The organism is Streptomyces sp. UNOC14_S4 (assembly GCF_020740835.1).
GTDB lineage: Bacteria > Actinomycetota > Actinomycetes > Streptomycetales > Streptomycetaceae > Streptomyces.
The window spans coordinates 21525-35010 of sequence record NZ_JAINFC010000002.1; the positions used below are offsets into that span (position 1 = coordinate 21525).

Here is a 13486-nt window from a genome sequence, read left to right on the forward strand (position 1 = left end):
CACTCGCTGAACACAGTGGGCAGGAAGCCGCACAAGGCGTTCCCTACCTTTCGTCAGCCGGGCAGTCGCCGCTCAGCCGAAGGTGAGCATCGGGACGTCGTACATGTCCAGGGTGCGTGGCCGGGTCATGTCGGAAACCACGACTTCGACTACCAGCAGCTCGCTGAGGAGGTGGCTCACACGCCCGTCGGCCGACTGTGCTTTGCCACGCCGCCAGATCCCACAGCGCGGCGTGGGAAGCCTCTGGCCGCAGGCGGACTCACCAAAGGTTCGCCCATCGTCTGGGCCACCGGATCCTCGCCAAACCCGTCTCGTCGAGCGCGCTCAGTGGCATGATCAGCCTCACCAGAGGGAGGTCGATCATGCGTCCAGTAGTTCACCTCGTAGGTTGTGGAACACGTCCCACCGAGGATCTTCCAGATTTCGCGGCTGCACTGCGCATAGCCGGCTGGGAGCCGCACATTATCGCCAGCCCGATGGGACAACGCTTTATGGACACCGACCACGCCGCAGGATGTTCCGGTCAGCCAGTACGCTGGGACCTCGATCCCGACGATCCTGTGAGCCTGCCCGAGGCGCAGGCCGTGGCCGTGGCACCAGCAACGTTCAACACGATCACAAAGCTCGCCGCCGGCATCGCAGACACGCTGGCGCTTGCTGTCACTGCTGAAGCGGTCGGAGCAGGGTTGCCAGTCGTTGTGGTGCCGTGGATGAACTCGAGCCTCACGAATCACCCTCAGTACGACCGTGCCGTGCGCACTCTCCGCGCGTGGGGCGTGCAGTTCCTGCCCGCCGATCAATCACGGCCCTTCCCGTGGACGTTGCTACGCGAGCACCTCGACCACGTTCGCACTGAACTCGTCCACGCCTCGGAATCCGCCTTGCCATAAACCGATCGCCGCGACCGCAAGCTCCCACGATCTCGGCCTCCGCGAAAGCTCCGAAGCACGAAGGGATGTGCTCCTGCCGTACGCCGCGCTCGCGGCAGAAGCAGAGAGGACGTCGAAGAAGTCTTCGCCGTGATCAAAGGTGACACGGAAGGTCCGTCCAATGGCCAGTTCGTGGGCGCGAACGCGCCGTCCCTTCTGAGCTGTCCTGGAGAGGTCACCTGGCAAAAGTCGCGAATACCGCTTCGATCGCGCTGCGGTCCGTCCCCTGGGCGATCAGTTGGTGGAGAAGAAGCCTGGCCTGGTAGGGGCCGAGGGCGCCGGCCGGGATGAGGCCGCGCTTGATGAGGTCCGTTTCCGATCCCGCGAAGCCATACGTGTGGGTCAGCACCGGGCCGTTGCCGATCCGTGAGGCCAGGACCACGGGGATGCGGACGACGAGCCGCTCCAGCGGGTCCACGAGCTGCTGCGGTACATGTCCCGCCCCGAAGGCGGCGACGACCAGGCCGTCGCAGGCGTCGGCCCATAGTCCGAGCAGGGCTCCGTCGTCGCCCAGGCTGACGGTGTAGAAGCCGACCCTGGCACCTTGCACCAAAGGCTTCATGGCAGCGGGGCGGTCGGGCAGTCTGCCGACGAGGTGGACGCGGTCTTCGGCGATGCGGCCGAGCGGGCCAGCGCCGGGTGACGTGAACGCGGCAGGACTGGTGGTGTGGGATTTGCGTACGTGCCGTGCTGCGTGGATCTCGTCGCCCATGACGACGAGACAGCCGGTTCCGCGCAGTTTCGGATCGGCGGCGGCGACCACCGCGGCGTACAGGTTCCCGGGACCGTCCGGTCCTGCCATGGTCGGGTTGCGCATGGCGCCGGTGACGATGACCGGGGCTTCGTGCGCGTGGCAGAGGTCGAGAAAGAAGGCAGTCTCCTCGATCGTGTCGGTCCCTTGTGTCACCACAACGCCGTCGACCTCGCCCCCCTCGAGCATCGCGTTGACCGCTTCGCTGAGCGCGGCGAGGTCGCCGAGGGTAAGCGAGGCCCCCGGTACCCGGCAGAAGTCGTGCACCCGCAGATCGATGCCCAGTACGTCGAGGCCGGGGACGGTAGCGAGGAGGTCGTGGGCAGACAGGGCTGGCACCACGCCGCCGGTGGTGGGATCGGTCGTCATCGCGATCGTTCCCCCGAGGGAGTAGATCGCGACGGTTCTCGCTGTCTCTGCCACCTCGCTGGCCCCATTCCCCATCATCCGAGCGATCACGCGTCGGGAGATCGTTCCATGCAGGCTATCGAGTCCTACCCTTGATGACACGACCAGTTGAGCGAAATTCGGCCGCGACGAAGGAACAGGCGACTTTGAGAGCGGCGTGGCTGAGGTGGCAGCTGCGCGGTCTTGTTAACCGTCGGTTCCGCCAGCAGCGAGCTGTCGACAGCGGCGGGCGGGCCACGTGACCGAGGCCCACAGCCTGTGGCGATCCAAGCGGTGCTCTACGCTGCGGTGCATGATTCGCGCTGTTGTGTTCGACGTCGGTGAGTGCCTCGTTGACGAGACCCGGGAGTACGGGACCTGGGCGGACTGGCTCGAGGTGCCTCGCCATACATTCGCTGCGATGTTCGGTGCCGTGATCGCACAGGGGCGGGACTATCGCGAGACCTTCCAGGTGTTCCGGCCAGGCTTCGATCTGACTGAGGAGCGGGAAAAGCGGGCCGCCGCGGGGAAGCCCGAGTGGTTTGGTGAGGGGGACCTCTACCCCGATGTGCGGCCGGCACTCTCGGCTCTTCGCGAGGCCGGGCTCTGGGTGGGTATCGCGGGTAACCAGACGGTCAGGGCCGGGGGGCTGCTGCGGGGCCTGGATCTGCCCGCGGACCTGATCGCCACCAGCGATGACTGGGGAGCCTCCAAGCCGGACGTGAAGTTCTTCGAGCACGTCATTGAAGCGACGCCCGCAGAGCCCGAGGAAATCTTGTACGTCGGCGACCGCTTGGACAACGACATCCGGCCCGCGGTTGCAGCCGGCCTCCGCACAGCTTTGATCCGACGCGGACCGTGGGGCACGATCCAGCAGCACGACCCGGACGCCGACCGCATCACCACCATGCGGATCGACTCACTGTCCGAACTGCCTGAAAGAGTTGCCAAGTTCAACGCTGGAGTGCGTTGACCGTCGTTCCCCAGTCATAGAGGCGGTCGTCGAGGTCACGAACGCACTGCTCGTTCTGCCACGGTGCGAGCGAGCGGCGCACATCCCGTACGCGGTCCATGCCGGTCGCGTACGGGGTGATCGCCAGCTGGTCGAGAGCTCGCAGCGCGTAGTGGCATGCCTGCTGCGGATTCCCGTCGGCAGCTTCGACCGCGGCGAGGTCGCCGAGGACGACCGACCGCTGCTTGTCCGACTCCGGGGGCAGACCATCCAGGACGTGAAGCAGAGTGGTCCGGGCTTGGGGGATGTGTCCGGCCTTGAGCTGTGTATTGCCCTTGAAGGCGGCCAAGCGCACCGCACTGAACCAGTCCATCCATTCGGGCGTCGTGTGCTCCGAGCCGGCGGCGAGGGTGTCCTCGGCGTGGAGGATCAGGTTGAGGGCCGCACGGGTGTCCCCGCATCGGGTTTCGCATTCTGCCTCGACCGCGTCCAGCCATGCCCAGAACTCAGCGGAAGCGGTTCCGCGTCGGGCATAGGTCCGTGCGGCAGCCATCCGCTCGACGGCTCCGTTGCGGTTTCCCGCCCAGCCCGGGATGAAGGCCGTGTGCGCGAGGATGGCTGAGCCAAGCAGCGAGTCGTCCGCCTCCCCCGCGGCTTGCAGGGCACGAAGGAGCGTTTCGCTCGCCCGTTCCGGCTGTTGGAGATCAAAGAACTCGATGCGCCCTGCGAGGAGGTAGGACTCGGCGAGCGCGGCGGCGAGAATGCGGCGGCCAGGGTCCGCTGTTTCGGGCAGCAGTGAGCAGCCAAGCCTCGTGTGCTCCAGTATCGCCGGGTGGAGAGTCGCCGGTGCGACCGACCAGTACATGTGGCGGTGAGAGCGGGATACCACCTCAAAGTCCCTGCCAATGCTGGCAGGTTGCGACACGAGGGGGGCCTGTGACGGGACGGTGGCGAGCCTGGTGCCAACCCTGCTCCCACTGATGGCCATCTGGCCAGCAGGCGCTGCCCGGGTACCGTCGGCTCCCCACGGCGGGGCGAAGCCGAGTTCTTCCATGCTCTGACCCAGGAGATGAGTCAGAACCCGTCGGATGTCAGGGTGCGGCCAAGGCGGTGTACGCGACTCCCAGCGCCGTACCTGCCGGACGCCGACGGTGAGGCCACGTATCCCGAGGCGTGGTGCGGTCTTGGTGATGGCGTCGGCGAGAGCCTGTTGCGAGTTGTACCCGGCAGCGACGCGAGCTGCTTTGAGCCGAGTGTTACCTGCGGGGCGGGACACGGGTACCTCCGGGCTTGGCGCTTGCCTGAGATTTCCACTGTAAGTCCTTGATCAAGCAAGAAATAGCCCCTACAACAGCAACCAGGACCTGTAAAAGTCCTCTTGACGTCCCCTTAAAGTCCTCGAAACGGCCCTTCCTGACGTTCACCATGGCACGGCATCCGCTGATCCACCCAGTGGCGCCGCATTTGCTGACGCCCGCGCACCTCAACTCCCAGCCGGAGAAATCGGAGTTCGGTATGTCGCGCACGACTACGACGTCCGGTAGCAGCTACCTCGTCATTGAAACGGGCGTTGTCAGACCGGAAACGCCGCTGCGCGGCTCGCCCACCAGCTGCACGAGAGGTCCGGCGACCACACCGAAGTCCATCTGGTCAGCACGACGGGGCGGAAGCGCCGTGGTGTCCAGCGCTGCCGAGCCGGAGCACGCGCCGGCTCGCCCCATGATCGCTTCTCGAAGGAGCAGATGACTGTGCGGACGCTACCAGCCACCAAGGTGTTTCCAGTGGCAGAAAGAGTGCGGCTCTGCCGTCGATGTGAGTGCCGCTTGAGCAGGTATAACCGGGAGAACTACTGCAACGGATGCCTCCCTCACCTGCACGACGCGCAGTTCGCCCGACCTCTCGTTCTCACGCACGTCTGGCAGTTACCGGACGTCCAACACGCCCTTATAAAGCGGAACTTCGGGCACCTCTGTCTGCTCGTTCGCGAGCACGGCGCGCTTCGACAGGAAGACGTGGCCGCACTGACCGGGCTGAGCCAGGCGTTCCTGTCGATGCTCGAGGCAGGCGCGCGTCGGCTCACGAACATCGACAAGATCGTCCAGCTACTCGACGGACTGCAAGCGCCGATGGAACTCACCGGCCCCATGCTTCGCACGTCGGCAGAAGACGAGGTCGTGCATCAAAACGCACACAGCAGGCCGACGACGTCGCGACAGTCGCTGCCACCCACGGGGCTGCTGACCGAAGGTTCCCTACCCGGGGTGGGCTGAACACGGTGAGCAACATCATCGGCCACGCAAAGCCGCGGTGCGCGCAACGAGGCTGTCACCAGAGTTCTACACTCCCGATCATGGCGCGGAACCCTGTTGAGCTAGCGATCTTCGACTGTGACGGCGTGCTGGTGGACAGCGAGCGGATATGCGTCAAAGTGGACGTGGTGATCACAGCTGACCTGGGGTGCACGTTCACCGAGGAGGAGATCATCGAGAAGTTCGTCGGCTCGTCCACCGAGGTCTACACGGCTGCCGTGGAGGAACAGCTGGGGCGGCGCTTGGAGAAGGACTGGCTGCGGCAATACGAGCATCTATACCGGGCGGCCCTCGATGCGGAACTGACTGCTGTCGATGGCGTCGCAGAAGCCCTGAACGGCCTCGCCATACCCGTCTGTGTCGCGTCGAACACCGACCATGCCGATCTCAGGAGAAACCTGGAGATCGTCGCGCTGAGCGACCACTTCGAAGGGCGCATCTTCAGCGCAGCCGACGTCTCCCGAGGCAAGCCAGCCCCCGACCTCTTCCTGCACGCCGCTCGCTCCATGGGCGTGGAGCCCGGGCGGTGCGCGGTGATCGAGGACAGCGCATACGGAGTTCAGGCAGCCCGCTCCGCCGGCATGAGGGCCTTCGGCTACTGCGGCGGTCTCACTCCAGCTTCGCGGCTGGAAGGGCCAGGCACCACGCTGTTCGACGACATGCGCGACTTGCCCAGGCTACTGGCCACCGCATCCCACTGAACCTCCGCGGCTTTCCCGCCCGTCGCCTCGGAAGGCATGCGCACCACGCAGACCAGCAGGTCCGAGCCAACGATGTCGGCGGAGACCATCAGCTCGCTGGCAGCAGCGTGGATTGTGGCTTCCTATGATCTTGCTGTGACGACGGCATAGCCCAGCCGTAAGCCGGAAGTACTCCTCCCGCTTACGGCTGGGCTTCCACCCTCGGGGCTGCTTCAGGCTCCGGTGACCTCGATCGCCGCCAGGTTCTTCTTGCCCCTGCGCAGCACCAGCCAGCGTCCGTGCAGCAGCTGGTCGGTCGTGGCCACCGCGTCCTCGGCCGTCACCTTTACATTGTTCACGTAGGCGCCGCCCTCCTTCACAGTGCGGCGGGCAGCCGACTTGCTCGCCACCAGCCCAACCTCCGCGAACAGATCCGTGACCTGGCCGAGCTCGCTCACTTTGGCGTTCGGGAGCTCGGAGAGCGCGGCGGCCAGTGTCGACTCGTCGAGTTCGACGAGCTCCCCCTGCCCGAACAGCGCCTTCGACGCGGCGATCACGGCGGCGCACTGGTCGGCGCCGTGCACCAGCGTGGTCAGTTCCTCGGCAAGCGCACGCTGCGCGGTACGAGCTTGCGGCCGCTCCTCAGTCACCTTCTCCAACTCCTCGAGCTCCGCTCGGGACTTGAAGGAGAGGATGCGCATGTACCGCGAGATGTCCTGGTCGTCCGTGTTCAGCCAGAACTGGTAGAACGCGTACGGCGTGGTCATCTCCGGGTCGAGCCAGAGCGTGCCAGTCTCCGTCTTGCCGAACTTGGTGCCGTCCGCCTTCGTCAGCAGTGGCGTCGCGAGCGCGTGCACCTCGGCGTGCGGCTCCCGGCGGTGGATCAGATCCAGGCCGGCCGTGAGGTTGCCCCACTGGTCGCTGCCGCCCGTCTGGAGGGTGCAGCCGTACCGCCGGTAAAGCTCCAGGAAGTCCATGCCCTGAAGCAACTGGTAGCTGAACTCCGTGAAGCTGATGCCCTGATCGGACGCCAGGCGCTGGGCGACCGAGTCCTTGGTGAGCATCTTGTTCACCCGGAAGTGCTTGCCGATGTCCCGCAGGAACTCGATCACGGTCATGCCCCCGGTCCAGTCCAGGTTGTTGACCATGGTCGCCGCGTTGTCGCCCTCGAAGGAGAGGTACGGCTCGATCTGCGCACGCAGCCGGGTCACCCACTGGGCGATGATCTCCGGGTCGTTCAGGGTGCGCTCGGCGGTCGGCCGCGGGTCGCCAATGTGGCCGGTCGCGCCGCCCACGAGTGCCAGCGGCCGGTGCCCGGCCTGCTGCAGCCGGCGGAGAGTGAGAACCTGGACCAGGTGGCCGACGTGCAGACTGGCCGCGGTCGGGTCAAAGCCGCAATAGTACGTGACCGGGCCATCCGCGAGAGCCTTGCGCAGTGCGTCCTCGTCCGTCACATGGGCGATCAGCCCACGCCACCGGAGCTCATCGACGATGGCCGTCACAGTCCTGTGTCTCCTTGCGTCGTGTGTTATAAGTGCGGCGGCCAGTGTAGTCCCCTCAGCCGGACTTCTGTGTTTGTGCTGGTCAGCGGCCTGCACGCGGCAGGGAGCAGGCAAGATCACTCCGCACCCGAGTGCGCTGGATCACATCGTCCCGAACCATGTGTCGAGCAGCTGGTCGACGATAGCTTCGCTGTGACTGCGGTAGTCGCGCACGAGCGCTCTGCCACTGGCCACGAATCGAGCTCTGAGCGTCGGGTCATGATCGATCGCATCGATCGCCTGACCAAAATCCCGCGCGGCCCGCTCGACGTCGTTCGGAGAAACCACGGGGTAGAGCACGTTGCCCTCGAGCTCATACCTGACGATCGGCGGCGGGGTGACGAACATCGCGGCGTTTCCGAGTTCGGGCAGGCTGCCTATCCGATGAGCTATGACGGGCACTCCAGACTCCATTGCCTCAAGCGTGACTCGTGCGAGACCTTCCGGGCCCAGCGATGGCACCAGCAGAATCCTGGTGCAGTTGTAGATCGTGGTGGGCGCCGGCGTGAAGGGGATCACCTGGACGTTCGGTGAGGGCGGCACGTACAGCGGAACATCGCGCCAGGTCTCCTTGACAAGGTAAGCGTCGCTGGGGCGCTGACGAATGAGCGCGTCCCAGACGCGCCGGCCCTTGATGGGGTGGTGGTTGATCAATGTCAGGCACCGACCCTCCGTGCCCGCAGGTGCCGGACTCACTCGTCGCTCGGGTAGAAGATTAGGGAGAACCCGCGCCGGCACACCGACCTGACTGTGGAAGGCGTCGGCGATGGTCTGGCTGACCGCGTGCACGCTGGCCTGCTGCATCAGGTTGTAGTAACACCGGGCCTCGTCAGCGGGATGATCGCTGCTCGTGGGGAACAGCTGGTCGGTCACGAGCACGGCTACATGCCGTCCGCTGGCAAGGCTTTCATCCAACACAGCATGGTGTGCGTCGTTGAGGCGGACTGCGCACGAATTGAGCAGGATCACGTCGGGGTCCAGGTCCCTCAGGAGATCTCGAAGAGCCTGCCGGTACGCGCTCGCCTCCCCCGGGGCACGTATGAAAGCTTCGTTGACAGTGCAACCCTGGACTATTCGAGTCCTGCGCTCGGTTCCGGGGTTCCTGCGTTGGGCGATACAAGCAAGGCTGGCCGGGAGCCCTCGGGCGACTACACGTTGCAGTAGCTCGCGAACCTGCAGGAACAGGCCGTTGGTGAAGCCCTCGCGGGTGAAGTCGTCGATACTCACAAAGACGATTCCGGGCATGGCTTCACTCCTTGTAGGCCGCGGCGGCGAAGACATCGAGCAGAGTCTGGAGTCGGGCGCCGATCTGGCTGTACGCCGCGGGCGGGCCAGCGACGCTGAGGGGACTGGAAGCGAGCATTTTGAGGCACGCGATCGCTGAGTACAGGTCGAATATGCGCTGCCGATTTGGACCAACGCACAACGGCGCCGCGACCTGCTCTATGCAGTCGGCCTCCGGTCCACGGGCCAGAAGGCCAGCGCGAGCAACACCGAGCGGGTACAGAGCGTCACCGAAACCGAGCTCGTCCAGGTCGACGATCGCCGTGACTCTCCCGCCGTCCACCAACACGTTCTGGTGGGTCGCGTCGATCAGATAGGGCAGCGGGCTGATGCTATCGAGTTCGGGACGTAGCTCACGGATGGTTCTGCGGATTTGCCCGATGGCTGGTGCCTGCCGCTGCAGGGGCGTGAGTTGATCGATCGCGCCGGTGAAGTACTCCCACAGCACGTCCGACCAGCACGGGTGGCAACGAAGATCTCCGTAACTGGCGACACCGCCGTACCCGGGGCCGCGCGGAAGGCCCCGCACGCGGTGTTGGATACCGAGCAGATCGTCGGCAACACTGCGCTTCTCAGCGGCCGTAAGGTCGGCGTAGACGTTGCAGAGATCGTTCCCTGGGGCTTTCTCAAGAAACATGATCGGCCAGGGCAGTACCGTCCCGCTCAGGTCCATCGACAGTACGCGGGGAACGGGCACTCCTACCCCAGCCAGCTGGCGCCGCCAGTAGGCGAATCCCGCGAAGCACTCGGCGCGGTCATGCCGCGTGATCCGCGCAATGAGGCACTCACCGGACGCCAGCTCCACCGTGAACACGAAGTGACTGCGGCCCGTCGGGATTCGGTGCGCGGTCACGGCCTCTTCGCGCAAGCAACGGCTGGTCGCCTGCAGGACTGCCTGCTCTGTCGGAGGCTTCATGGCAGGAGCACCTCCGCTGCCGAGAGCGGGATGACGCTGAGGCTGGCGTAGCCTCGAAAGAATGCCCAGGTCGTCTCGAAGTCGTCGGTGCTGACGATCAGGCCAGGCACGCCGAGGCAACCCGCGAGGTGGCCCAGGCCGCTGTCACACCCCACAAAGAAGCGGCACGACAGTAGGCGGGCGACCATCTCGTGAAGCTCAGCCCGGACGTAGGTCAGGTCTTGACCGAGGTACGCCTGGGTATCGGGACCGCCGAGAACTCGCACTTCGCTGTTTGCCGCCACCTGGCTCAGAAGTCGCCGGGCGAAGTCACGCGGTGGCGCGGTGCTCGAACGCGCATCGAGTTGGCAATACACCACATCCTCTTGGCCGCTCGGCGTCGGCACCTGGCGGAGAGGCAGGGGCGGCACTCGGTGGCGGGCTCGCCCCCCAAAGGCGTCGGTGACGGCGTGGTTGAACCGGTCAAGCCAGGGGACGCTCCATGAAGATCGAGCGAAGAGCGCGTCGCCGGCTATCGCCTCGCTGGGTGAGGGGACATAGCTCACCCGCTCGCAGGCGAGCACCTCGACGACTTCGGCGAGTATGGGCGAACCGGTGACGGCAGCTGACGCCACGGAGTTGTCGCGACAGTAGTGCTCCAGGCCAGTTACGATGCCCAGCGCATCGCCGAGACGGTTGTGCCGGGCAAACTGCATCACGGATCCTTCGGCGAGCGTTGATAGCGTCGCGTCCGCCGCTGGCGGAACTTTTGCCGCGCCGACGAGCTGGTCGCTCAGGCAACGCAGCCCACGTTGCCCACAGCGCCAAGTCCGGGGAACCGCCGCAATGTCCACTGCGGGTCCTTGGTGGGCATCGACAAAGCGCACCTCGTCGAAGCCGAACTCCTCAATAAGGTCACCGATCGCCGGCGGTCCGCTCACCTCGACTCGAGCTATCCCGTGTCTTCGGGCGTATGAGGCCAGACCAGCCGCCAACTCGACACAGTCACGGACGGGAAGATCAGCGGCGGCGAAGCGCGTCGGCAGCTCTTCTCCGCCGCTCAGCGACGATCGGATCATCGGCCCCCCTCATTCAGGTCTGCATCCATGTACGTCGCGTCGAACCGCCGCTTGCCCCTGAGAAGGCGCACGACCAGCTCTCTGGCGCGAGCATCGGAGAAGTACGGATTGAGGGAGTACACCCGCAGAGCCACGACTGGCTCGCCGGCCACCGTGTAGAACGCCGCCGAGGTCTTGCTCACCGCGATCTGTTCAGCGTCCGGGAGACGTTGACGTGATAGCCATGCGAACAGGTCGGATGTGTACTGGTTTATCCGGCGCACCGAGCTAGTGTCGCCGAAGTCCTCATCAACAGCGGTCGGCTCATCCGGCGGGTAACAGCGCACGAACACGTCCGGGCCGTACGAGTGTCGGTTGACGGCTATCGCGTCGCGACCTGCCAAGGAATCGATGTGGCGCCGGAGGGCTTCAGCTGTCTCGAGCGCGTGACCAAGCAATTGCCGCATCCCCTGCTTGCCCAATGCCTGCAGGCCAACCCAGGTCGCCACCATGTTCGCCGCCGACCTGGACGTCTCCAGCGTGAAGGTCCCCGGGTTGTAGGCGTCCTTGTCATGGAACAACGGAGTCATTATTCCGCCGTCGCGGCGTAACCGCGAGAAGTCTCGCCCGTCTCGCATGACGATCATGCTGGACGTATACGGTGCGAAGCCGGTCTTGTGGAAATCCGTTCCGAACGAGTCGGCGTGCCGCACCGTTCTCAGGCGCTCCACAAGCCGTGACAGCTTGGCCACCACAGGTGGACTGAAGCCGAGGGGATTGCGCTGCAGGTCGTAATCGATGAAGCACAGGTAGGCCCATCCGATAACCGTGTCTGCGTGCACATGGGGCGTGTAATCCAACCCATAGTCGGCGACCAGTCGATCACGCATCACAGCGATCTCGGAGAAGTCATCAACAGCCATATTGGAGGTCGTCCCGCCTGCGCCCATGATGCATGCGAGTCGGTGGCCGCGTGCCAGCACGTCCCGACAGGCCGCTTCCATCGACTCCAAATCCGTAGTCTGGTCGGGCAGCGATGAAGCGGATATGTAGTTTCGGGTACCGATCCCAAGCCACGCGCACGCGGACTTCTGCGAGTAGTGCGCCGGCCAGGAACCGACGACGGCCATCCCTGGCTCGATCCCACGCTCGGCATGGTCGGGCTGAGCTTTGGAGATACCGACGTTGATCGCGTACAAGTTGGTCGCCGTGCCTCCGAAGGTGAACAGGCCGCCTGCCTGATCCGGGTCGTACCCCGCCATCCGCGCCAGCGCCCGAGAACAGGACAGCTCAGCGGAAAGGGTCTCCGCAGCGTCCTCCCCGGTGACGCCGTTCGGCATGAACAACGACACCGCGGACAGCGCCGCCAAATTGACGAATGACGGCGGCGGAACGATGTTCTTGGCGAACATCTGGTGATGCACCTTGACCGATCCAGCGAGCCACCACCGCAATTGGCTGAGAACTTCCTCCGCAGCGACAGGACTCTCGGACAGTCGTCCATCACCTATTGGTGAGGCCCCATCCTCCTGTCCGAGTCGTGGATACACGGGCCCTTCGCCCTGGTGGCTCAACGCCTCATCGAGGGCACAACGGATGAGTTCAACAAGCACATCGGCATTTCCCCCGTCGGGACGCAGGAACAGGCCATCGCGCCAGCGACTGAACGCATCTTCATTTCCATCAGTTGTCATCGCGGATCCCAGCGCCTCGAAGGGGCAATGCGACAAGCGCTCAACGACCGGACTTCCCGTAGAGCTTCATGCGCTCAGGTCGGGGTGTGCGTCGTCGACCGGACGCGAGATCCTCGCAGGCGACTACGATTGACCACACCAGATCGTCGCGCTGACGACACAAAATCGCGACGCGCTCCGCAGCGCAGGCGTCATCCCCAAGCCGTCGCTTGGTATGCGCGATCCGGAGCGTTTGCACCGAGAGTCGGTCTAGCGCCGAGCCGATCGACTCCGTAAGGGGAGGAACGTCCTCGTTCGCGCTCCACACCTCATCCAAGATTCGATCAACCCGCTCGATGAGCGCATGGCGAAGACTGTTGAGTTCGTCGATCTCGCGCTTAATGGCCGGAATCTCACCGTCCCCAGCCTGCCGCACCCGATCCTCGTCGTCCCACTGCCGACTGTTGACCGCGTGCAGCCGGTTCAGAGGCCGCAACAACTCCGGCGAGCAAGAAGGCGGCATGCCGACGAGAGCACCCTCGTGCCATCCACGTTGCCCGTCTGCGGTGTCCAAGCAGGATGCGCCCGCAATCATTGCAGCGCGCGAATCGCCACCGAATTCACTTTTGTATAACCCCAACTGAGCGGACATCTTGGTCATCAGCGGTGATCCCCTTTCGGAATCCTGTTAGGAAGGCTTCTGCTGACCGTCACTGAAAACGTCCTCGAGCGCGATCGGAGGGTGGCAGAGAGAGACGCACGCGCTACTCCACGGCCTCCTGGTCCATGAAGCGCAGGGCAAGGCAACCAGAGCGGCCGTTTGACCTCCGCAGGTGATCGCCGGCCAGCCCTCACTAGCACCCCCGATGTCATCTCGGCCAGACGCTGGCGCTCAGCCCGACACGAGCTGCAAGGAGCCTCGCCGCTCCCGCGACGAGGCTGATTTTGCGTCTCCAACTATGCTGCCCTCGCCTGGAGTTGGCACATCACATCGGTAATATCACTCACGCAATACGGCACCCCATCG

Annotated in this window: 12 protein-coding genes; 4 read left to right on the plus strand and 8 right to left on the minus strand. The window is 64.9% G+C overall.

Features of this window, described 5'->3' with window-relative positions; all coding sequences use genetic code 11:
* Positions 1-332: 332 nt before the first annotated feature.
* The gene (locus K6I34_RS00460; RefSeq protein ID WP_229321958.1) at positions 333-890 is read left to right on the plus strand and encodes a flavoprotein; all 558 of its coding nucleotides are present in this window, start codon (positions 333-335) and stop codon (positions 888-890) included.
* A 214-nt stretch (positions 891-1104) separates the two neighbouring features.
* Here K6I34_RS00460 and K6I34_RS00465 read toward each other — a convergent pair whose 3' ends face one another.
* The gene (locus K6I34_RS00465) at positions 1105-2139 is read right to left on the minus strand and encodes an asparaginase (protein WP_308293944.1); all 1035 of its coding nucleotides are present in this window, start codon (positions 2137-2139) and stop codon (positions 1105-1107) included.
* A gap of 241 nt (positions 2140-2380) precedes the next feature.
* Here K6I34_RS00465 and K6I34_RS00470 point away from each other — a divergent pair, with 241 nt between their 5' ends.
* On the plus strand, positions 2381-3040 hold the full coding sequence (locus K6I34_RS00470; protein ID WP_229321959.1) for an HAD family hydrolase: 660 nt from the start codon (positions 2381-2383) through the stop codon (positions 3038-3040).
* On the opposite strand, the gene K6I34_RS00475 is transcribed toward K6I34_RS00470, so the two are convergent.
* Complete coding sequence (locus K6I34_RS00475; RefSeq protein WP_229321960.1) at positions 3021-4295, minus strand: transcriptional regulator; 1275 nt, start codon at positions 4293-4295, stop codon at positions 3021-3023. The two genes, K6I34_RS00470 and K6I34_RS00475, sit on opposite strands and share 20 nt — an antisense overlap.
* A gap of 466 nt (positions 4296-4761) precedes the next feature.
* Between K6I34_RS00475 and K6I34_RS38150 the strand changes: the two genes are divergently transcribed.
* Together K6I34_RS38150 and K6I34_RS00485 are read left to right on the plus strand one after the other, a co-directional pair.
* A complete protein-coding gene (locus K6I34_RS38150; RefSeq protein ID WP_275126938.1) occupies positions 4762-5289 on the plus strand; it encodes a helix-turn-helix domain-containing protein in 528 nt (175 codons plus the stop codon).
* Between the two features lie 80 nt (positions 5290-5369).
* Positions 5370-6029, plus strand: a complete 660-nt coding sequence (locus K6I34_RS00485) for an HAD family phosphatase (RefSeq protein WP_229321962.1) — start codon at positions 5370-5372, stop codon at positions 6027-6029.
* Positions 6030-6241: 212 nt separating this feature from the next.
* Here the strand turns inward: K6I34_RS00485 and tyrS are convergent, their stop codons facing one another.
* The 6 genes from tyrS to K6I34_RS00515 all read right to left on the minus strand — a co-directional run bounded on the left by tyrS (position 6242) and on the right by K6I34_RS00515 (position 13120).
* On the minus strand, positions 6242-7510 hold the full coding sequence (tyrS, locus tag K6I34_RS00490; protein WP_229321963.1) for a tyrosine--tRNA ligase: 1269 nt from the start codon (positions 7508-7510) through the stop codon (positions 6242-6244).
* Positions 7511-7651: 141 nt separating this feature from the next.
* Positions 7652-8794 (minus strand): glycosyltransferase family 4 protein, encoded by a 1143-nt coding sequence (locus K6I34_RS00495; RefSeq protein ID WP_229321964.1) that lies wholly within the window; start codon positions 8792-8794, stop codon positions 7652-7654.
* Positions 8795-8798: 4 nt separating this feature from the next.
* The gene (locus tag K6I34_RS00500; protein ID WP_229321965.1) at positions 8799-9749 is read right to left on the minus strand and encodes a phosphotransferase family protein; all 951 of its coding nucleotides are present in this window, start codon (positions 9747-9749) and stop codon (positions 8799-8801) included.
* A complete protein-coding gene (locus K6I34_RS00505; protein WP_229321966.1) occupies positions 9746-10807 on the minus strand; it encodes a glycosyltransferase family 9 protein in 1062 nt (353 codons plus the stop codon). Before K6I34_RS00505 ends, K6I34_RS00500 begins: the two co-directional genes overlap by 4 nt.
* Positions 10804-12480 (minus strand): pyridoxal-dependent decarboxylase, encoded by a 1677-nt coding sequence (locus K6I34_RS00510; protein ID WP_229321967.1) that lies wholly within the window; start codon positions 12478-12480, stop codon positions 10804-10806. Before K6I34_RS00510 ends, K6I34_RS00505 begins: the two co-directional genes overlap by 4 nt.
* 40 nt (positions 12481-12520) lie before the next feature.
* Positions 12521-13120, minus strand: coding sequence for a DUF4254 domain-containing protein (locus tag K6I34_RS00515; protein ID WP_229321968.1), 600 nt, complete (start codon positions 13118-13120; stop codon positions 12521-12523).
* Between the last annotated feature and the right edge of the window lie 366 nt (positions 13121-13486).

Coding starts and splice junctions, on each gene's coding strand:
- K6I34_RS00460 (WP_229321958.1), top strand. CDS start 333: ATGATCAGCCTCACCAGAGGGAGGTCGATCATGCGTCCAGTAGTTCAC.
- K6I34_RS00470 (WP_229321959.1), top strand. CDS start 2,381: ATGATTCGCGCTGTTGTGTTCGACGTCGGTGAGTGCCTCGTTGACGAG.
- K6I34_RS38150 (WP_275126938.1), top strand. CDS start 4,762: ATGACTGTGCGGACGCTACCAGCCACCAAGGTGTTTCCAGTGGCAGAA.
- K6I34_RS00485 (WP_229321962.1), top strand. CDS start 5,370: ATGGCGCGGAACCCTGTTGAGCTAGCGATCTTCGACTGTGACGGCGTG.
- K6I34_RS00495 (WP_229321964.1), bottom strand. CDS start 8,794: ATGCCCGGAATCGTCTTTGTGAGTATCGACGACTTCACCCGCGAGGGC.
- K6I34_RS00500 (WP_229321965.1), bottom strand. CDS start 9,749: ATGAAGCCTCCGACAGAGCAGGCAGTCCTGCAGGCGACCAGCCGTTGC.
- K6I34_RS00505 (WP_229321966.1), bottom strand. CDS start 10,807: ATGATCCGATCGTCGCTGAGCGGCGGAGAAGAGCTGCCGACGCGCTTC.
- K6I34_RS00510 (WP_229321967.1), bottom strand. CDS start 12,480: ATGACAACTGATGGAAATGAAGATGCGTTCAGTCGCTGGCGCGATGGC.
- K6I34_RS00515 (WP_229321968.1), bottom strand. CDS start 13,120: ATGACCAAGATGTCCGCTCAGTTGGGGTTATACAAAAGTGAATTCGGT.